The 19,119-nt window shown below is 72.2% G+C and carries 13 protein-coding genes; 11 read left to right on the plus strand and 2 right to left on the minus strand.

Translation table 11 applies throughout. From position 1 onward, the window contains the following. Positions 1 to 149 precede the first annotated feature (149 nt). The 3 genes from SSP29_RS19075 to SSP29_RS19085 all read left to right on the plus strand — a co-directional run bounded on the left by SSP29_RS19075 (position 150) and on the right by SSP29_RS19085 (position 6,855). Positions 150 to 4,943, plus strand: a complete 4,794-nt coding sequence (locus SSP29_RS19075) for an RICIN domain-containing protein (RefSeq protein WP_167449955.1) — start codon at positions 150 to 152, stop codon at positions 4,941 to 4,943. A 2-nt stretch (positions 4,944 to 4,945) separates the two neighbouring features. Continuing rightward, entirely contained in the window at positions 4,946 to 5,623 is a 678-nt protein-coding gene (locus tag SSP29_RS19080) for a hypothetical protein (RefSeq protein WP_089101904.1), read from the plus strand. Between the two features lie 215 nt (positions 5,624 to 5,838). Beyond that, entirely contained in the window at positions 5,839 to 6,855 is a 1,017-nt protein-coding gene (locus SSP29_RS19085) for an EamA family transporter (protein ID WP_245883140.1), read from the plus strand. Here the strand turns inward: SSP29_RS19085 and SSP29_RS19090 are convergent. Together SSP29_RS19090 and SSP29_RS19095 are read right to left on the minus strand one after the other, a co-directional pair. After that, positions 6,825 to 7,622, minus strand: a complete 798-nt coding sequence (locus tag SSP29_RS19090) for a TIGR03943 family putative permease subunit (protein ID WP_089101906.1) — start codon at positions 7,620 to 7,622, stop codon at positions 6,825 to 6,827. The two genes, SSP29_RS19085 and SSP29_RS19090, sit on opposite strands and share 31 nt — an antisense overlap. After that, complete coding sequence (locus SSP29_RS19095; protein WP_245883158.1) at positions 7,619 to 8,617, minus strand: permease; 999 nt, start codon at positions 8,615 to 8,617, stop codon at positions 7,619 to 7,621. Before SSP29_RS19095 ends, SSP29_RS19090 begins: the two co-directional genes overlap by 4 nt. 301 nt (positions 8,618 to 8,918) lie before the next feature. Between SSP29_RS19095 and SSP29_RS19100 the strand changes: the two genes are divergently transcribed. Genes SSP29_RS19100 through SSP29_RS19135 form a run of 8 tightly spaced genes read left to right on the plus strand, consistent with a single transcriptional unit; the run spans position 8,919 to position 19,073 of the window. Next, positions 8,919 to 9,713 carry a TIGR03084 family metal-binding protein gene (locus tag SSP29_RS19100; RefSeq protein ID WP_089102388.1) on the plus strand — a complete coding sequence of 265 codons (795 nt, stop codon included), beginning with the start codon at positions 8,919 to 8,921 and terminating at the stop codon, positions 9,711 to 9,713. Continuing rightward, positions 9,710 to 11,401: an acyclic terpene utilization AtuA family protein gene (locus tag SSP29_RS19105; RefSeq protein ID WP_174855979.1), complete on the plus strand. Its 1,692-nt coding sequence runs from the start codon at positions 9,710 to 9,712 to the stop codon at positions 11,399 to 11,401. The genes SSP29_RS19100 and SSP29_RS19105 overlap by 4 nt, the downstream gene beginning before the upstream one ends. Next, complete coding sequence (locus tag SSP29_RS19110; RefSeq protein WP_089101908.1) at positions 11,398 to 12,996, plus strand: acyl-CoA carboxylase subunit beta; 1,599 nt, start codon at positions 11,398 to 11,400, stop codon at positions 12,994 to 12,996. The genes SSP29_RS19105 and SSP29_RS19110 overlap by 4 nt, the downstream gene beginning before the upstream one ends. 8 nt (positions 12,997 to 13,004) lie before the next feature. Next, positions 13,005 to 14,852: an acetyl/propionyl/methylcrotonyl-CoA carboxylase subunit alpha gene (locus SSP29_RS19115; RefSeq protein ID WP_089101909.1), complete on the plus strand. Its 1,848-nt coding sequence runs from the start codon at positions 13,005 to 13,007 to the stop codon at positions 14,850 to 14,852. A 54-nt stretch (positions 14,853 to 14,906) separates the two neighbouring features. After that, positions 14,907 to 16,073: an acyl-CoA dehydrogenase family protein gene (locus tag SSP29_RS19120; RefSeq protein WP_089101910.1), complete on the plus strand. Its 1,167-nt coding sequence runs from the start codon at positions 14,907 to 14,909 to the stop codon at positions 16,071 to 16,073. A gap of 47 nt (positions 16,074 to 16,120) precedes the next feature. Beyond that, positions 16,121 to 17,716: a 4-coumarate--CoA ligase family protein gene (locus SSP29_RS19125; RefSeq protein ID WP_089101911.1), complete on the plus strand. Its 1,596-nt coding sequence runs from the start codon at positions 16,121 to 16,123 to the stop codon at positions 17,714 to 17,716. Further along, positions 17,713 to 18,447 (plus strand): enoyl-CoA hydratase family protein, encoded by a 735-nt coding sequence (locus SSP29_RS19130; protein WP_089101912.1) that lies wholly within the window; start codon positions 17,713 to 17,715, stop codon positions 18,445 to 18,447. The genes SSP29_RS19125 and SSP29_RS19130 overlap by 4 nt, the downstream gene beginning before the upstream one ends. An 8-nt stretch (positions 18,448 to 18,455) precedes the next feature. Continuing rightward, on the plus strand, positions 18,456 to 19,073 hold the full coding sequence (locus SSP29_RS19135) for a TetR/AcrR family transcriptional regulator (RefSeq protein ID WP_089102390.1): 618 nt from the start codon (positions 18,456 to 18,458) through the stop codon (positions 19,071 to 19,073). Positions 19,074 to 19,119: the final 46 nt, after the last annotated feature.

The following is a 19,119-nucleotide window of genomic DNA, read 5'->3' on the forward strand; positions in this document are numbered from 1 at the left end:
CGGCCGAGCCGGAGCCGGCTTCGGGTGCCTCGCCCGGTAGCCGGCTCGCGCGGCGACGCCGCGTCAACGGCTCCGTCGTCCCGCTGGTCGTCATCACCGCGGTTCTCGGGGGACTGCTGGGTGGCCGGCCCGCACCAGCGGGGCCTGCCATGACGAACGTGGCGGACAGCTACGACGGCTTCGACGTTGCGGCGGCCGAGCAACTGCGCCAGGACCAGTGCCTGATGGCCGACGCGCTGCGGATCGGCGGCACCGCCACGGTGCCGCTGGCGCAGAACGCGCTGAACCAGACCGCCGACCAGTTGCACACCGCCGCCGACCGCCAGTACTGGAACAACACACCGCTGTCGACCGCGTTCCAGCAGGACCGGGACGCCATCGACGCGGCGAGCGCCGTGCTGCCCACCCGGCTCGCGGCCTGGCAGACACCGCTCAAAGGCCTGTCCTTCCCCGCCAACTTCGCCACCGACGCCGAGTTCTACTGGCCGCCGGGCGTCCCCGCCACCACCGACAACTTCTTCGCCCAGGTGGGCTACTCGAAGTGGCTCGGCGAGCAGTGGTGGAAGACCGAGGGCGACCTCTACAAGGACCCCACCGCGCAGGCCGGCGACGCCACCGTCAAGGCGGTGAAGGATCTGGGAACACCCCTGTACGGGACCGTCGATCCGACGCTGCCCACGCAGCAGTGGCAGCAGGCCTACGCCGAGCACCAGGCGTTCGACCAACTGGTCAACGGCTCCGGGGGGACCGGCGCCGACGACGCCCGGATGTTCCTGTCCTCCGGCGGCTTCCCGCGTACCGCCCCCGAACCGGGCAGCCTGGAGTTCCGGATCGCCGTCGAGGACCTGAAGTCCCGGTTCGCGGCCTGCGCCTGGCACAATCCCATCGACCCGAACAAGGTCCTGGGACAGGAGGTCGCCACCGCGTCGGCGGAGTGGCAGCAGGAGCTCGCCTCCCAGACCGCCCAGCGCAACCAGATCCTCGACGCCGACACCGCCGCCACCAAGGCGCTCACCACGACCGCCCAGGCGCTCGGTGAGATGCTCGGCCAGTCCTGGATCGCCGACCACCTGGCCCGCTGGCAGGACTACTGGTCCGCGGGGGGCGCCGGCTGGATCGGGGACAGCCCGATGGCCATCCACGTCCACGGGTCCTCCGACAAGTGCCTTGAGGTCGGCGGGAATTCGACCGCCAACTCCGCCATCGTGCAGATCTACACCTGCAACGGCGGCGCCGGCCAGCAGTGGCGGATCTCCGGCGACACGCTGGTCAACGTCAACTCCGGCAAGTGCCTGATGCCGAAGGGCTCCGCAAGCGCGGACGGCACGGCGATGGTGCAGGGCTCCTGCACCGTCAGCAGCACCAGTGCCAACCGGTGGAAGTACAACCCGCACGCCACCACGCCGCTCACGAACCTCGCCGACGGCAAGTGCCTGAACCTGGCGTCCTACACCAACAGCCAGGACGCCACCCTGGCGACCTGCACCGGCGGTGCCCTCCAGAAGCTGGACATCGTCCCTGCCGGACACAACGGCACCGGCGACCTCGACTACCCGACCACGGCCCAGTTCCTCCAGGCCACCAAGGGCATCGCCGCCGCCCAGGCCGCCGCGCAGACCCAGCTGACGCTGATCCAGAAGCAGGCACAGGCCGCCACCTCCGCCGCCACCGGCACCGACACGTCTCTCAACGCCGCCTACGCGATCGCCGACCAGGCGGGCGAGCCCCGCGGCCGGGGTCTGCTGGCAGGTCTGCAGAAGGCGCAGGTGACCAAGGCGTCGTCAGCCGCGATCAACGCGATGCAGGCCGCCGCCCAGACCGCGCTCTCGGCGACCAAGGCGTCCGCGGCGGACAGCGCGACCATCGCCGCCCGCGCCGTGACCCAGGCCGCGGCCTCGACGGCGGCGTTCCGCAACGCGGCCGCGGAGGCGGCCAAGGAGCAGGCGAAGGCCGCCGCCGACGCCGCCGCGGTCCAGGCCGGCAACGCCAAGGCCGCCCGGGACACCGCCAAGGCCAAGCTGGCCGTGGCCACGCAGGCGGAGGCGGACGCGAAGGCCGCCGCGGCCACCGCGCACGCCCGCCGGCTGGACGCGGAGGCCGAGGAGGCCACCGCGAAGGCGGAGAAGGAGACCGCCGCCCAGAAGCAGGCGGAGGCCGCCGAGCACAAGACCAAGGCGCAGGACTACGCGAGCCAGGCGGAGGACGCCAAGGGCAAGGCCGAGGCGGCCGACGCCACCGCCACCGAGAAGCGGCAGGCGGCCGAGACCGCGTCCGACCACGCGAGGGAGCTGAGCGACAAGGCCTGGGACGCCAAGCAGAAGGCGGACGCCGCCCTCGCGAAGTCGTACGCCAAGGAGACCTACGCTCAGGCGCACGAGTCCGACGACCAGGCCCAGTCGTCCCGGCAGGCCGCGGACGCCGCGGACGCCGCGGCCGACGACGCGGAGAGCGCCGCCGCCTCGGCCGGCACGGAGGCGGACGCGGCCACCCAGGCCGCCGCCGACGCCGACGCGGCCGCCACCCGCGCGGAGGCCGCGGCCAAGCGGGCCCACGCCGACGCCGACGCCGCCCGGTCCGCCAAGGAGGACGCGGACGCCGCCGTCGCCACCGCGACCAGCGCCGCCGCAGACGCCATCGCCGCGTCCAAGACGGCCGCCACCGCCGCGAGCGCCGCGGTGAAACTCGCCGACGAGGCGGAGCGGCACGCCGCCGACGCCAAGTCACAGGCCGACGCGGCCAACACGGCCGCCCAGACCGCGATCGCCGGCGCCAACGTCGCCTCCGGACACGCCTACGCCGCCGCCCAGGCCGCCGTCGACGCCGGCAACGCCGCCCGCCAGGTGGCCGCTCCCGCCAACGACGCCGTCCAGCTCGGCGCCCCCTACGTCACCACCGACCCCGCCGCCGGCCTCGCCGTACTGACCGGGCAGTCCGCCAAGACGATCGCCGAGCAGCAGCAGGCCGTCGCCGAGGCCCACGCCCAGAACGCCCAGGAGGCCGCCGCCCAGGCGACGAGCACCGCCAACGCGGCCACCGGCGACGCCAAGGCCGCCTACACCCTGGCCGCCGAAGCCGCCGGATACGCCGCCGACGCCCGCGCCTCCGCGAAGGAGGCCCTGGACTACTCCGCCGAAGCCGCCGGATACGCCTCCCAGGCCGCCCAGTCCCTCGCCCGCACCATCGCCTACGACAACCAGGCCACCGCCGACGCCAAGGCCGCCGACGACGCCGCCGGCCGCGCCGACGGCTACGCCACGCAGGCCCGCGACTCCGCCGACGCCGCCGCCCGCGACGCCGAAGCCGCCCGCACCGCGGCCAGTCAGGCGCAACAGGCGGCCGCGGACGCCCGGGCCGCCGCCAAGGACGCCGACGCCCAGGCCACCGCGGCCGAAGAAGCCGCCAAGGACGCGCAGAAGTACGCCGAATCCGCCCAGCAGGCGGCCACGGAGGCGGCCGACGCGCAGGCCAACCAGCAGGTCGGCGCCGGCGCCGGAACGGGCATCGGCGGCACCTTCTACGTCGTCGACAAGGACACCCTCAAGGTCACGGACGTCAAGCAGGACAAGCCCTGTGAGATCCCACCGGGCTTCGGCACCAGCTGCACGGTGACCTTCACCTACACGTTCGACGTGTCGGTCGACTTCTACCTGTGCGCCAACCCCGACGTGCCCGCGACCGCGGCCGGCTGCCCCGCCGAGGACACCCTGTTCCTCAAGACCGAGCAGCTCAAGGGCCTGACGAAGGACGACACCAAGACCTTCACCCAGCTCGACATCCTCAAGGGCCTGCTGAACACCTACCAGACCGTCGGCAAGGAGATCCTGGTCCAGGACTTCGTCGACTGCTGGCACGGCAGTGCCAGCGGCTGCGCCTGGGCCGCCTCCAACTTCGTCCCCGGCAAGACTCTCGAGAAGATCGCCGAAGGGTTCCGCGCCCTCGACGCGGCGATGCAGACCGGCATCGGCATCCGGGACGCGTTCGACGCCCTGAAGGTCATCGACGGCCTCGACCCCTCGACGCTGAAGCACATCGAGGAAACCGTCGACGAACTCGAAGACGTCATCTCGGTCTGCACCAAGGACAGCTTCCCGGCGAGCACGGGCGTGGTGCTGGCCGACGGCTCCGTCAAGAGCATCCGCGCGGTCCGCGCCGGCGACCTCCTGCGCACCACGGATCCGGAAACCGGCCGGACCGTCACCGAGCCGGTGATCTCCACCCACCTGCACGACACCTCCGCGCTCACGGACGTCACCGTCGGCGGCGCGCTGGTCACCAGCACGACAGGCCACCGCTTCTACGTGGACGGCCGTGGCTGGACGGCGGTGTCGGACCTGCGCGTCGGGGATCTGCTCAGGGCTCCCGACGGGTCGCTCAGCCCGGTGACCGCCCTGCACGAGCACGGCGTCCTGGCGCCGCGCGAGGTGTACGACCTCACCGTCCAGGGCACGCACACCTTCTACGTCCGTGCCGACGGATCCCGGTCCCGGGACATCCTCGTCCACAACTGCACCGACATCATCGGGGACGAGGGTCTGGGCGGCGCGCACACCATCACGGACCACGTCAACAAGTCGGACCAGCAGATGCTGGACAAGGCGAATGCCGAGACGAACGGCGTCGCCACCCGGTGGACCGACGAGGCGACGGCCGCCGAAGCGGTCAACAAGGCCGTCACCGCCTGGACGAAGAAGAACGCCGTCCAGCTCAAGAACTGGCAGACCAGACAGGCAGGTCGTCTGAAGAAGGGACAACTGCTGGAGCCGAAGACGTTCACCTGGGACGTCCGGGACATGGGCCCCTCGCTGGGCAAGGTCTGGGTACGTGGCGGTGATCTCGCAGGGAAGGCCGCCGGGACCAAGGTGGTCGTCACCCTCAAATACATTGGTAAGACCCCGCGCCACTACGAGAAGTGGGTCGTCTACACCTCATATCCGGAGGGATGATCATGACGGCGGAGTTCGGACTCTCCTGGCTGTCCATGCAGTGCGACGGCCTGGAGCAGACCCTGACCGTGGCGGAACTGGACTGCCTCGTGGAGAGCGGTCCCAGGCCGGCCCTGCTGATGATCGCTGCCCGCTCGGTGACCGACGTTCCCGCGCCGAGCCGTACCCTGCTCGGCCGGGACGTGCGACGGCTGCTGGAGTCGCCTCTCGACGACGCCGTGCTGCGCACGGTGTGGGCCGAGGGCACGGACACCGCCTTCGATCCCGGATGGGACGAGGAGAGTATGCGGGACTGGCTGGCCGGGATCGAGGCGGCGTGGCGGGACGCCGAACGGCTGGCGGACCCGGGCTTCGTCCCGCCTCCGCAGGTGTCGGCGCCTGATCCGGGTCTGCGCGCGGCGGTCCTGGAAACCATCGACGGCGTGGCGGCCCGGCTGGCGGCCGTGACGGAGAACCGCGTCTGGCCTCCTAAGATCCCCGGCCTGCTGCCCGCTCTGACCGAGGTCGTCGAGAGCGTCGACGCGGACCTGGGTTTCCGGCTCTTCCTACGGGTGCTGAAGGCCTCGGCCCTGCCCGTCGGCCCGCGTGATCACCAGGCGTTCCTCGCGGTCGGCGAACGGTTCGGCTACCCGGACCTGGTCGCGGAAGGCTACCTCCACGTCGTTCCCGCCGTGCCCTAGGCGCGGCGCGGCTCGCGGCAAGGCGGGTGGTGAGCAGGCCACCGTGTGTCCCGGGGCCCCGGGACGGCAACCAGCCGTCCCGGGGCCCCGGCGCTTGTACGGCTCGGCATCTCAGCATCCAGGACAGCCCCATAAGGGGTTCACGCGCCTGTCGAAGTCCATTACCCTGGACTGAGAAGTGCACCGTAATGAACAGCGAACCCTCTGGACCGCCCGTGACCACCCCCAGCACCTCACAGCCGACGTCGACGCCCACGCCCGCCCCGGTGTCCGCGCCCGCCGCCACCGGCGTCCCCGGCCGGCTCGGCTCGCTCGGTCCCGTCGGGCTGGTCCTGGCCGGCGGGATCTCCGTGCAGTTCGGCGGCGCCCTCGCGGTGACCCTGATGCCCAGGGCGGGCGCGCTCGGCGTGGTGGCCCTGCGGCTCTTCGCGGCCGCGGTGATCCTGCTCGTCGTCTGCCGGCCGCGGCTGCGCGGACACTCCCGCACCGACTGGGGCACGGTGATCGTCTTCGGCATCACCATGGGCGCGATGAACGGCCTCTTCTACGAGGCCGTCGACCGCATCCCGCTGGGCCTCGCCGTCACCCTCGAAGTGCTCGGACCGCTCGCCCTGTCCGTGCTGGCCTCCCGGCGCCTGATCAACGCCCTCTGGGCGGGACTCGCGCTGGGCGGCGTCTTCCTGCTCGGCGGCGGAGACTTCAGCGGCCTCGACCCCGTGGGTGTCGGCCTGGCCCTGGGCGCCGGCGCCATGTGGGCCACCTACATCATCTTCAGCGCCCGCACCGGCCGCCGTTTCCCGCAGGCCGACGGTCTGGCCCTGGCCATGGCGGTCGCGGCCCTGCTGTTCCTCCCGCTGGGCATCGCCGGGGCCGGCGGCAGGCTCCTGGACCCGACCACCGTCGCCCTCGGCTCGTCGGTCGCGGTCCTCTCCTCCGTCCTGCCCTACACCCTCGAACTCCTCGCCCTGCGCCGCCTTCCCGCGCACACCTTCGCCGTCCTCATGAGCCTGGAACCGGCCATCGCCGCCACCGCCGGCTTCCTCGTCCTCGGCCAGGCCCTGTCGGCCACCCAGGCGGCCGCCGTCGCCCTCGTCATCGCGGCGAGCATCGGCGCGGTCCGCTCCCAGGTCGGACGCGGCCGGAAGGCGGCGGCCGGAGCGGAGCCGGCGGTCGTTGCCCAGCCGGAGCCGGTGGCCGCCGCTCAGCCGGAGGGGAACGGCAGCGCGTCCTGATAGCCGTTCGACGGCCGCTGGATCTTCTTCACGGTCTGGGCGTCCAGCGCGACCGGCGCGGACTGCGTGCCCAGCTTCCCGCCGGGATGCCAGTTCCCCGTCACGGACACCCAGGTGTTGGCGGCCGGGATGCTGTCGCTGTAGATCCGCACCTTCACGGACTGCGCGTCGGCCGCGCAGCAGGAGATGATGATCCGGGTCAGATCCCAGCTCCCGCCCCCCGGGACCGGCGTGACCAGCCCGCTCATCTCCACGGTCCGCGCCTTGATGGCCAGCGAGCGGTCCTGCTGCACCCGCGTGGTGAAGTCCGTGAGCGTGATGGGCAGCGGCGAGGTCTTCGGCAGCGGATCGAAGTCGTCCTGCTCCGCGACGACCTTGGCGGGCTGCCGGGCCGCGGTGTACGCGCCGAGCGCCGGCGGGGCGTAGAAGAGCAGACTCAGCGCGGGAAGCAGGAGCAGCCAGGCGACCCGGGGGACGGCCGAGTGGTCGTGACCGTGGTGCTGTTCGGGCTCGTTGTGTGGTCCGGCGCCATGTGCGTGGGCACCATGTGTGTGACCCTCATGCCTGCCGTGCCCCTTCCGCCCGTCCCGGCCCTCCCGCGCCGCCGCCTCCACGATGCCCAGCACCAGCAGCACGAACCCCGACGCGATCAGCAGCGGCCGCATCCCGGGTTTGACGTAGCGCAGGCACAGGTCCGTGAAGAGCGAGGCGTGCAGCAGTCCCAGGCCGCTGAGGACCAGCAGGGTCACCTGGAGCGGACGTCTCACAGCAGCACTCCTCCGACCAGCACACTGCACAGGACCGCGACCACCGTCGTGGCGGTCGAGAAGCGAGCCGCGAAGGCCCGGCCGAACGTGCCCGCCTGCAACGCGATCAGCTTGAGGTCGACCATGGGGCCGACCACCATGAACGCCAGCCGGGCGGTGGGCGAGAAACCCGTGAGCGACGACGCCACGAACGCGTCCGCCTCCGAGCACACCGCGAGGATGACCGCCAGCGCGGCCAGGAACAGCACCGACAGCCAGGGCGAACCGGAGAAGGTGTCGAGCACCGAACGCGGTACGGCCACGTTGAAGGTGGCCGCGGCCATGGCGCCGATCACCAGGAAACCGCCGGCCTGGAGGAAGTCGTGCTGGAACCCGCGCCGGAACTCCGTCCAGCGGCTGTGCCCCGGCTGGTGCCCGGTGTGCCGTACGGCGGGCCGCAGCCACTCCTCCCGCCCCAGCCAGAGCCACAGCCAGCCCATCACGGCGGCGGTGACCAGCGAGGCGAGCAGCCGGGCCAGCACCATGAGGGGGGTGCCGGGGAAGGCGATGGCGGTGGCGGTCAGCACCACCGGGTTGATGGCGGGCGCGGAGAGCAGGAACGCGAAGGCGGCGGCCGGGGTGACCCCGCGCCCGATCAGGCTGTTGGCCACCGGCACCGACGCGCACTCGCACCCCGGCAGCACGACCCCGGCGACCCCGGCGACCGGCACCGCGAGCGCGGGCCGCTTGGGCAGCAGCCGCGTGAACACCCGCTCCGGCACGAACGCGTTGATCGCCCCCGACAGTGCGGTACCGAGCAGCAGAAACGGTGTCGCCTGCACGATCACCGCGAGACACACCGTCTGCCAGGCCTGCAGCGCGGCCTTGCTGACGCCCTGGCCCACGAGGAAGAGGGCGGTACCGGGCAGGACGGCGGCGGCCACGAGGAGGAGCGGCCAGTAGCGGGGCGGTTCAGGCGGGGGCGGATCCTCGATCCCCGCGTCACCCGAGTCCACCGGGTAGCCGCCTGCCGGGGGTGTCACGACGGCGGTCGCCTCCACCCCTACGGCGAGTTCATCTGTCCTCCGCACGCCCCGCACGCCTCACACATCACTCCATCGCCGGATGTTCGCATCGAACATAGGGCATGCCGGTCCCTCTGCCGCGACGGGCTGTGCCAAGGATTGCCCCAGGGTGACTCCGGATGTCGCCAAGGAGCGCCGCCCGGGGCGGCGGGCCCGCGCTCCGGACCACGGCTCCGCCGAATTAATGCAAGCGTGCTTGATTGTTTCCTGGCCCGCTGCCATGCTCCTCCCCATGTCCGATCCGACGCCCGTCATCGACGACCTGCGTGAGGAGAGTGCGGAACTCGACCGGCTGGTAGCCGAGTTGGGGCCCGAGCAGTGGGCTCTCGGCACGCCCGCGCCTCGCTGGACCGTCGCCCACCAGATCGCCCACCTCGCCTGGACCGACCACTCCTCGCTGCTGGCCGTGACCGACCAGGACGCCTTCGCCCGTGAGGTCGAGAAGGCGCTGACCGCACCCGGGGACTTCGTGGACAACGGGGCGGAGGACGGCGCCGCCAAGCCGCCCGCCCGGTTGCTGGCGGACTGGCGGGCCGGGCGCGAGGCCCTGGACCAGGCGCTGCGCGCGGCACCCGTGCGGGCGCGATTCCCCTGGTACGGCCCCCCTATGTCGGTCGCCTCCATGGCCACCGCCCGGCTGATGGAGACCTGGGCGCACGGCCTGGACATCGCCGACGCGCTGGGCGTGACCCGCACCCCCACCGACCGGCTCCGGCACATCGCCCGCCTCGGCGTCCGCACCCGCGACTTCGCCTTCGGCGTGCACGGACTGCCCGTGCCGTTCGAGGAGTTCCGCGTCGAACTGACCGCACCCTCCGGCGACCTGTGGACATACGGCCCCGAGGACGCCGACGACCGCGTCACCGGCCCCGCCCTCGACTTCTGCCTCCTGGTCACCCAGCGCGCCCACCGCGCCGACCTCGCGCTCGAAGCCGTCGGCCCGGACGCCGACCGCTGGCTGGACGTCGCCCAGGCCTTCGCGGGCCCGCCCGGCCCCGGCCGCACCCCGAAGGGCGGCACCCCGTGACCCTGCGCATAGGCAACGCCTCCGGTTTCTACGGCGACCGCTTCGACGCGCTGCGCGAGATGCTCACCGGCGGCGAACTCGACGTCCTCACCGGCGACTACCTCGCCGAGCTGACCATGCTCATCCTGGGCCGCGACCGGCTCAAGGACCCCGGCGCCGGATACGCCCGCACCTTCCTGCGCCAGCTGGAGGACTGCCTGGGCCTGGCCCGGGAGCGGGGCGTACGGATCGTCACCAACGCCGGCGGCCTCAACCCGGCCGGACTCGCCGACGCCGTACGGCAGCTGGCCGACCGGCTCGGCATACCTGTGCGCGTCGCACATGTGGAGGGCGACGACCTGACCGCCGCCCACCCCGGCAGCCTCGCCGCCCACGCCTACCTCGGCGGCTTCGGGATCGCCGAGTGCCTGCGGGCCGGCGCCGACATCGTGGTCACCGGCCGGGTGACCGACGCGGCCCTGGTCACCGGGCCCGCCGCCGCCCACTTCGGCTGGCAGCCGGGGGAGTACGACCGGCTCGCGGGCGCCGTCGTCGCCGGGCACGTCCTGGAGTGCGGCACCCAGGCCACCGGCGGCAACTACGCCTTCTTCGCCGCAGCGGCGGCCGCGGGCCGGGACCTGCGGCGGCCCGGCTTCCCGCTCGCCGAACTCCACGAGGACGGCAGCTGCGTCATCACCAAGCACCCCGGCACCGGCGGCTTCGTCGACGTCGGCACGGTCACCGCCCAGCTCCTCTACGAGACCGGCGGCTCCCGGTACGCGGGCCCCGACGTCACCGCCCGCCTGGACAGCGTCCGGCTGAGCCAGGACGGCCCGGACCGGGTACGGATCGAGGGCGTCCGGGGCGAGGCACCGCCCCCCACCCTCAAGGTCGGCCGCAACCGGCTGGGCGGCTTCCGCAACGAGGTCGTCTTCGTGCTCACCGGGCTCGACATCGAGGCCAAGGCCGCGCTGGTGCGCGAGCAGATGGCCGACGCGCTCGCCAAGTCCCCGCCGTCCGGGATCCGCTGGGAGCTGGTCCGCACCGACCGCCCCGACGCGGACACCGAGGAGACGGCCAGCGCGCTGCTCCGGCTCGTCGTAAGGGACCGGGACCAGGAGACCGTCGGCCGGGCGCTGAGCGCGGCCGCCGTGGAACTGGCGCTCGCCAGCTACCCCGGCTTCCATGTGCTCGCCCCACCGGCAAAGGGCGCGCCCTATGGGGTCTTCGAGGATGTGTACGTGCCACATGGCGAGGTGCCCCATGTGGCCGTCCTCCATGACGGGCGACGGATCCCCGTGCCGCCGGCCCAGGACACCCTCGTACTCCAGGACCCGCCCGAACCATCGCTGCCCGAACCGCTGCCGGCCGGTGGTCCCACCCGGAGGGCGCCCCTCGGGCTCGTCGCCGGGGCCCGCAGCGGCGACAAGGGCGGGAACGCCAACGTCGGCGTGTGGGGGCGCTCGGACGAAGCCTGGCGCTGGCTCGCGCACACCCTGAGCGTCGACGCCTTCCGCCATCTCCTCCCCGAGACCGCCGGGTTGAGGGTCACCCGGCACCTGCTCCCGAACCTCCGCGCCCTCAACTTCACCGTCGAGGGTGTGCTCGGCGAGGGTGTGGCCGCCCAACACCGTTTCGACCCCCAGGCCAAGGCCCTCGGCGAATGGCTCCGCTCCCGCCACCTGGACATCCCGGAGGCCCTGCTGTGACGGTCATCGAGACCACCCTCGACACGAACAACCCCGACTTCCGGGCGAACCGCGACGCCATGCTCGCCAAGCTCACCGACCTGGAGGCCGAGCACGCCAAGGCCCTCGCGGGCGGCGGCGCGAAGTACGTCGAACGGCACCGGGGGCGCGGCAAGCTCCTCGCCCGCGAGCGCATCGAACTCCTCCTCGACCCCGACACGCCCTTCCTGGAGCTGTCCCCGCTGGCCGCCTGGGGCAGCGACTACGCCGTCGGCGCCTCGCTGGTCACCGGCATCGGGGTGGTCGAGGGCGTGGAGTGCCTGATCACCGCCAACGACCCGACGGTGCGCGGCGGCGCCAGCAACCCCTGGTCGCTGAAGAAGGCGCTGCGCGCCAACGACATCGCCCTCGCCAACCGGCTGCCCTGCATCAGCCTGGTCGAGTCGGGAGGTGCCGATCTGCCGTCCCAGAAGGAGATCTTCATCCCGGGCGGCGCCATCTTCCGCGACCTGACCCGGCTCTCGGCCGCCGGGATCCCCACCATCGCCGTCGTCTTCGGCAACTCCACCGCCGGCGGCGCCTACATCCCCGGCATGTCCGACCACGTGATCATGGTCAAGGAGCGCGCGAAGGTCTTCCTCGGCGGACCGCCCCTCGTGAAGATGGCGACCGGCGAGGAGAGCGACGACGAGTCCCTGGGCGGCGCGGAGATGCACGCGCGCGTGTCGGGTCTCGCCGACTACTTCGCCGTCGACGAACCGGACGCGCTCCGGCAGGCACGGCGCGTGGTGGCCCGCCTCAACCACCGCAAGGCCCACCCCGACCCGGGCCCCGCCGAACCGCCCAAGTACGCGGCCGACGAACTCCTCGGCATCGTCCCCGGCGACCTGAAGATCCCCTTCGACCCGCGCGAGGTGATCGCCCGCCTGGTCGACGCCTCCGACTTCGACGAGTTCAAGCCGCTGTACGGCACCAGCCTCGCCACCGGCTGGGCGAGCCTGCACGGCTACCCGGTCGGCATCCTGGCGAACGCGCAGGGCGTGCTGTTCAGCCAGGAGTCCCAGAAAGCCGCCCAGTTCATCCAGTTGGCGAACCAGCGGGACATCCCCCTCCTCTTCCTCCACAACACCACCGGCTACATGGTCGGCAAGGAGTACGAGCAGGGCGGCATCATCAAGCACGGCGCGATGATGATCAACGCGGTCAGCAACAGCCGCGTCCCGCACCTCTCCGTCCTCATGGGCGCCTCCTACGGCGCCGGGCACTACGGCATGTGCGGCCGCGCCTACGACCCCCGCTTCCTGTTCGCCTGGCCCAGCGCCAAGTCCGCCGTCATGGGCCCGCAGCAGCTCGCCGGCGTCCTCTCGATCGTCGCCCGCCAGTCGGCTGCCGCGAAGGGACAGCCGTACGACGAGGACGGCGACGCGGCCCTGCGCGCCATGGTCGAGCAGCAGATCGAGTCCGAGTCGCTGCCCAAGTTCCTGTCCGGGCGGCTGTACGACGACGGCGTCATCGACCCGCGCGACACCCGCACCGTCCTCGGCCTGTGCCTGTCCGCCATCCACACCGCCCCCTACGAAGGCGCGCGGGGCGGCTTCGGCGTCTTCCGGATGTGAGGGACCACATGATTTCGACCCTGCTGGTCGCCAACCGCGGCGAGATCGCCTGCCGGATCTTCCGCACCTGCGCCGAACTCGGCATCAGGACCGTCGCCGTGCACTCGGACGCCGACGAGAACGCCCTCCACGCGCGCGTGGCCGACACCGCCGTACGGCTGCCGGGCGCGACACCCGCCGACACCTACCTGCGCGCCGACCTGGTGGTGAAGGCCGCCGTGAGCGCCGGCGCGGACGCCGTGCACCCCGGGTACGGCTTCCTCTCCGAGAACGCCGACTTCGCCCGGGCCGTCCTCGACGCCGGCCTGGTCTGGATCGGGCCGCCCCCCGAGGCGATCGAGTCGATGGCCTCCAAGACCCGCGCCAAGGAGCTCATGGGCATCGCCCCGCTCGGCGAGGTCACCGAGTCCGACCTGCCGGTGCTGGTCAAGGCGGCCGCCGGCGGCGGCGGGCGCGGCATGCGCATCGTGCGCCGCCTCGACGAACTGGGCGCCGCACTGGAGGGCGCACGCGCCGAGGCGGCCAGCGCCTTCGGCGACGGCGAGGTCTTCGTCGAGCCCTACATCGAACGCGGCCGCCATGTGGAGGTGCAGATCCTCGCCGACACCCACGGCACGGTGTGGCCGCTCGGCACCCGCGACTGCTCACTCCAGCGAAGGCACCAGAAAGTCATCGAGGAAGCACCGGCCCCCGGTCTCCCCGAGGGGCTGGTGAAGGAGCTGCACGCGCTGGCCGTGCGCGCCGCCCGCGCCGTCGCCTACGTCGGCGCGGGCACCGTCGAGTTCCTCGTCGCCGACGGCAGGGCGCACTTCCTGGAGATGAACACCCGCCTCCAGGTGGAACACCTCGTCACCGAGGCGGTGTTCGACCTCGACCTGGTGGCGGAACAGATCCGCGTCGCCGAGGGCCACGCCCTCCCCCTCGACGCCCCACGCGCGCGTGGCCACGCGATCGAGGCCCGCCTCTACGCCGAGGACCCCGCCCGCGACTGGGCCCCGCAGACCGGCACCCTGCACCGCCTCGCCGTACCGGACGGCGTCCGCCTGGACACCGGCTACACCGACGGCGACGAGATCGGCGTCCACTACGACGCGATGCTCGCGAAAGCGGTCGCCCACGCCCCCACCCGCGCGGAGGCCCTGCGCAAACTGGCCCACGCCCTGGAGCAGGCCACCCTGCACGGCCCCGCCACCAACCGCGACCTCCTGGTCCGCTCCCTGCGCCACGAGGAGTTCGCGACGGCCCGCATGGACACGGGTTTCTACGACCGTCACCTCACCCACCTCACGGCACCCGCCCCCGACCCGCACGCCCCCCTCGCGGCCGCCCTGGCCGACGCCCACGGCCGCTCCCGCTTCGGCGGCTGGCGCAACCTGCCCTCCCAACCGCAGACCAAGCGCTACCTGATGGCCGGCGAGGAGCACGAGGTCCACTACCGGCACACCCGCGAGGGCCTCACGGCAGACGGCGTACGGGTCGTGCACGCGGGCGCGCGTCTGGTCGTACTCGACATCGACGGCGTACACCGCAAGTTCGAGGTGACGAGCTACGGCAACCAGGTCCACGTCAACAACACGCCCCTCACCGCCCTGCCCCGCTTCCCCGATGCCAAGGCTCAGTTGGCACCGGGTTCGCTGCTCGCGCCGATGCCGGGGACGGTCGTACGGATCGCCGAGGGCCTGGCCGAGGGGGCGTCGGTCGAGGCCGGCCAGCCCCTGCTGTGGCTGGAGGCGATGAAGATGCAGCACCAGATCACCGCACCGGTCACGGGCACGCTGAGCGAACTGCGGGCCGTGGTCGGCCAACAGGTAGAGCCCGGCTCTCTACTGGCAGTAGTACAGGCGCCCCTTCTTTAGGGGCGCGGGGAACTGCGCGAGAAACCACGACGATCCCGCACCCGAAGGAGCACCGTGCCCCCCCAAATCGAAACCGACGAACACAAGGCACTCCGCGAGGCCGTAGCGACCCTCGGCAGGAAATACGGCCGCACCTACATGACCTCGGTGATCTCCGCCGGAGGCCACCCCAGCGAACTCTGGAACGAGGCAGGGAAACTCGGCTACCTCGGCGTCAACCTCCCGGAGGAGCACGGCGGCGGAGGCGGCGGCATCGCCGAACTCTCCATCGTCCTGGAGGAACTCGGCGCCGCGGGCTCCCCACTGCTCATGCTCGTGGTCTCACCGGCCATCTGCGGCACCGTGATCGCCCGCTTCGGAACCGACGACCAGAAGTCCCGTTGGCTGCCCGCGCTGGCGGACGGCTCCCGCCTCATGGCCTTCGGCATCACCGAACCCGACGCCGGCTCCAACTCCCACCGCATCACCACCACCGCCCGCCGCGACCCGGCGAGCGGCGACTGGCTGCTCACCGGCCGCAAGGTCTTCATCTCCGGCGTCGACATGGCCGACGCCGTCCTGATCGTCGGCCGCACCGAAGACGCCCGCACCGGTAGCCTCAAGCCCTGCCTCTTCATCGTCCCGACGGACGCCGAGGGCTTCCACAAGCGCCCCATCGACATGGAACTGAGCGCCGCCGAGAAGCAGTTCGAGCTGACCCTCGACGACGTACGACTGCCCGCCGACGCGCTCGTCGGCGACGAGGACGCGGGTCTGCTGCAACTGTTCGCAGGCCTCAACCCCGAGCGCATCATGACCGCCGCCTTCGCGATCGGCATGGGCCGCTACGCACTGTCCAAGGCGATCGAGTACGCGCGCGACCGTACCGTCTGGAAGGCCCCCATCGGCGCCCACCAGGCCATCGCGCACCCCCTCGCCCAGGCGCACATCGACCTCGAACTCGCCCGCCTGATGATGCAGAAAGCAGCGCACCTGTACGACGCGGGCGACGACATCGGCGCAGGTGAGGCCGCCAACATGGCGAAGTACGCAGCGGGCGAGGCATGCGTGAAGGCGGTCGACCAGGCCGTGCACACCCTCGGCGGCAACGGACTCACGCGGGAATTCGGGCTCGCCTCGTTGATAACGGCCGCGCGCGTGGCTCGTATTGCTCCGGTGAGCAGGGAGATGATTCTCAACTACGTCTCCCACCAGACCCTCGGCCTGCCCAAGTCGTACTGAAGTCGTACTGAGGTCGTACTGAGGCTCAAGGCCGCCTTGGAGGAACCGTGTTCCGCAGTGAGTACGCAGACGTTCCGCCCGTAGAACTCCCCATCCACGACGCCGTGCTGGGCCGGGCCGCCGAGTTCGGTGACGCGCCCGCCCTGATCGACGGCAACGACGGCACCACCCTCACGTACGCACAGCTGGACCGGTTCCACCGGCGGCTCGCGGCCGCGTTCGCCGACGCGGGCGTCCGCAAGGGCGACGTGCTCGCCCTGCACAGCCCGAACACGGTCGCCTTCCCGACGGCGTTCTACGCGGCCACGCGCGCGGGCGCCTCCGTCACCACCGTGCACCCGCTCGCCACGCCCGAGGAGTTCGCCAAACAGCTCAAGGACTCCGCCGCCCGCTGGATCGTCACCGTCTCGCCGCTGCTGGAGGCCGCCCGCCGGGCCGCCGAACTCGCTGGCGGGGTAGCGGAGATATTCGTCTGCGACAGCGCACCCGGACACCGCTCCCTGCTCGACATGCTGGCCAGTGAGGCCCCCGAGCCGCAGGTCGACATCGACCCCGTCGAGGACGTCGCCGCGCTGCCGTACTCCTCCGGCACCACCGGCGTCCCCAAGGGCGTGATGCTCACCCACCGGCAGATCGCCACCAACCTCGCCCAGCTCGAACCCGCCGTCCCGGCCGGCCCCGGCGACCGCATCCTCGCGGTCCTTCCGCTCTTCCACATCTACGGCCTCACCGCGCTCATGAACGCGCCGCTGCGCAGGGGCGCCACCGTCGTCGTCCTGCCCCGCTTCGAGCTGGAGACCTTCCTCGCGGCGATCCAGAACCACCGCATCACCGGCCTGTACGTCGCCCCGCCGATCGTCCTCGCCCTCGCCAAGCACCCCGCGGTCGCCGACTACGACCTGTCCTCCCTGAAGTACGTCATGAGCGCCGCCGCACCCCTGGACGCCCGCCTCGCCGCCGCCTGTTCACAGCGGCTCGGCCTGCCGCCGGTCGCGCAGGCCTACGGCATGACGGAACTCTCGCCCGGCACCCATGTCACCCCGCTCGACGCCCTGGACCATGCACCGCCCGGCACCGTCGGCAAACTCATCGCCGGCACCGAGATGCGGATCGTCTCCCTCGACGACCCGCACAAGGACATCGGCATCAGCGAACCCGGCGAGATCCTCATCCGCGGCCCCCAGGTCATGAAGGGCTACCTCGGCCGCCCCGACGCCACCGCCGACATGATCGACACCGACGGCTGGCTGCACACCGGGGACGTCGGCCATGTCGACGCGGACGGCTGGCTGTTCGTCGTCGACCGGGTCAAGGAACTCATCAAGTACAAGGGCTTCCAGGTGGCCCCGGCCGAACTGGAGGCACTCCTGCTCACCCACCCGGGCATCGCCGACGCCGCCGTCGTCGGCGACTACAACGAGGACGGCAACGAGATCCCGCACGCCTTCGTCGTCCGCCAGCCCACCGCCGGCGACCTCACCGAGAACGAGACCATGCTGTACGTCGCCGAACACGTCGCGCCCTACAAACGCGTCCGCAAGGTCACCTTCATCACCGGCGTGCCCCGCGCGGCCTCCGGAAAGATACTCCGCCGCGAACTGCGCGCCGCCGTGAAGACCGCGGAACCCGAGGAGGGCCCATGACGTTGATCGGACAGACACACGCGCGTGCCGTCACCTTCCTCAGCCTCGACGCCACCGCCACCCACAACGCCCTGTCCGCCGCCCTCGTCGCCGAGCTCGCCGAGGCCCTCACCGACTGCGCCAAGGACCCCGACGTCCGCGCCGTCGTCCTCACCCACACCGGTACGACCTTCTGCGCCGGCGCCGACCTGCGCGACCCGCCCGACCCCGACGCCCTCGTCGGCCTCCTCCGCCAGATCGTCGAACTGCCCAAACCGGTCGTCGCCCGCATCACCGGCCACGTCCGCGCGGGCGGCCTCGGCCTCCTCGCCGCCTGCGACATCGCGGCCGCCTCCACCGGGTCCACCTTCGCCTTCACGGAGGTGCGGATCGGAGTCGCCCCCGCGGTGATCTCCCTCCCCCTCCTCCCGCGCACCGACCCCCGCGCCCTCGCCCGCTACTACCTCACCGGCGAACGCTTCGACCCGCCCGAAGCCGTACACCTGGGCCTTCTCACCACCACCGCCGAAGACGTCGACACCGCCCTGGCCCCCATCCTCGACGGCCTCCGCCGCTCCTCCCCCCAGGCCCTGGCCGAGACGAAGCGGCTGCTCACGGCTAGGGTGCTGGAGACATTCGACCGGGACGCGGCCACCCTCACCGCACTCTCGGCCCGGCTGTTCTCCTCCGACCAGGCCCGCGAGGGGATGACGGCCTTCCTCGAACGACGGGACGCGGCGTGGGTGGTGTGAACACGGGTGTGAGTACGGGTGTCGGTACGGGTGTCAGTACGACGGAACGCGCGCCGAAGCAGGACCGCAGCCGGGCCACCCGGCAGCGGCTCCTGGAGGCGGCCGTGGCCTGCCTCGCCGAGCGCGGCTGGACGGGCTCCACGGTCGCCGTCGTCGCCGAACGCGCCGGCGTCTCCCGGGGCGCCGCCCAGCACCACTTCCCGACCCGCGAGGACCTCTTCACGGCGGCCGTCGAATACGTCGCCGAGGAACGCTCCACGGCCCTTCGCGCCCTGTTCCCGCAGGGCGCGGCCGGCGACCGCCGAGCCGTCGTCTCCGCCCTGGTCGACCTCTACACCGGCCCCCTCTTCCGCGCCGCCCTCCACCTCTGGGTCGCCGCCTCCAACGAGGACCAGCTCCGCCCCCGGGTGACAGAGCTGGAAGCCCGGGTGGGCCGCGAGACCCACCGCATCGCCGTGGACCTCCTGGCCGCCGACGAAACCCGCCCCGGCGCCCGGGAAACGGTCCAGGGCGTCCTGGACATGGCCAGGGGCCTGGGCCTGGCCAACCTCCTCACGGACGACAGAGCGAGGCGGGAGCGCGTGGTGACGCAGTGGGCGCTGCTCCTGGAGGAGACCCTGGGCTGAGCGCCCTTTCAGGCGGCCGGGACTCCACCGGCCGGTGACCGGGCCG

This window comes from Streptomyces hyaluromycini (assembly GCF_002217755.1).
GTDB classification, from domain to species: Bacteria; Actinomycetota; Actinomycetes; order Streptomycetales; family Streptomycetaceae; genus Streptomyces; species Streptomyces hyaluromycini.